This window comes from Lentzea sp. NPDC005914, assembly GCF_040629405.1.
Taxonomy (GTDB): domain Bacteria; phylum Actinomycetota; class Actinomycetes; order Mycobacteriales; family Pseudonocardiaceae; genus Lentzea.
The window spans coordinates 1-1,300 of the sequence record NZ_JBEXVQ010000101.1; the positions used below are offsets into that span (position 1 = coordinate 1).

Here is a 1,300-nt window from a genome sequence, read left to right on the forward strand (position 1 = left end):
GGCGGATTCCAGGGGTCGTCGCAACACAGTTGATCAACTGGCTTCGGTCAGGAGCTTAGCCAAGCGCTCGGCTGGGGTGTCCCAGCCGAGCGTTTTGCGTGGGCGGCCGTTGAGCTGGACCGCGACCGCGTCGAGGTGGTCTCGGGTGTGGGCGGCCAGGTCGGTGCCTTTGGGAAAGTACTGGCGTAGCAAGCCATTGGTGTTCTCGTTGCTGCCGCGCTGCCAGGGGCTGTGTGGGTCGCAGAAGTAGACCGGGATGTCGGTGGCCACGCTGAACTCGTGGTGGCGATGCATCTCGCTGCCCTGGTCCCAGGTCAATGACCTGGCCAGATGCGCGGGAAGGCTACCCATAGTGCCGATGAGGGCGTCGCGGACGACCTCGGCCGTGCGGCCGTGCGGAAGGTGCACGAGCATGACGTAGCGAGTGGCTCGTTCGACCAAGGTGCCGATGGCGGTCTTGTTGTCCTTGCCGATGATCAGATCGCCCTCCCAGTGGCCGGGGACCGCACGGTCGTCGGCCTCGGCAGGGCGTTCGCTGATCATGACCATGGGCGTGGCCATCCGAGGTGTGCGTTGCTGGGCTTGGCGGCGCGGGCGGCGCATCGCCCGGCCGGTGCGCAACGCGACGGCGAGCTCGCGGCGCAGCTCACCTCGTCCTTGGACGTAGAGGGACTGGTAGATCGTTTCGTGGACCACGTGCAGCTCCGGCCGATCGGGGAAGTCCCGGCGCAAGCGTGCCACGATCTGTTCCGGGCTCCACCGCAGGTCCAGGCCGTCCTGGATGACCTGACGCAACTCGGGATTCGCGGCGATCTTGCCTGTCTTGGGCCGCGGCCGGCGTGACTCGGCCCGCCGCTGGGCGGCATACGGCCGATAGTCCCCGCTGATCTGATGGGCGTTGCGCCGCAATTCCCGGCTGATCGTCGACCGATCGCGGCCTAGATCCTCGGCGATCTGCCGCAGGGTGGCGCCCGCGCGACGGCGGTCAGCGATGATGACTCGCTCGTCCTCGTTCAGAAACCGGCCCCGCACAACAGAAGACGCCGCCGAGGTGATCGGCGGCGTCCCTGCCTCGTTGCCCGTCTGGTTACGGCCGTTGCGCCAGCGTTTGCCGGTCCGGACGTTGATCCCGACGATCTTGCATGCTTCTCGACTGCTCACGCCCTGACGCACGAGCGCAAGATAAGCCTCACGCTCACGCGTCAGCCGACGAGAGCCCTGAACGACCGACCTGTCCCGGATCTCGAACTCCATCGCAACCCCTCAACCAGGGTGTTGCGACGACTCCTAGAACCCAAGC

Annotated in this window: 1 protein-coding gene; it reads right to left on the minus strand. The window is 66.8% G+C overall.

Features of this window, described 5'->3' with window-relative positions; genetic code table 11:
- Nucleotides 1-33 precede the first annotated feature (33 nt).
- Nucleotides 34-1,254 carry an IS30 family transposase gene (locus tag ABZ345_RS47450; protein ID WP_359862365.1) on the minus strand — a complete coding sequence of 407 codons (1,221 nt, stop codon included), beginning with the start codon at nt 1,252-1,254 and terminating at the stop codon, nt 34-36.
- Nucleotides 1,255-1,300 lie beyond the last annotated feature (46 nt).

Coding starts and splice junctions, on each gene's coding strand:
- ABZ345_RS47450 (WP_359862365.1), bottom strand. CDS start 1,254: ATGGAGTTCGAGATCCGGGACAGGTCGGTCGTTCAGGGCTCTCGTCGG.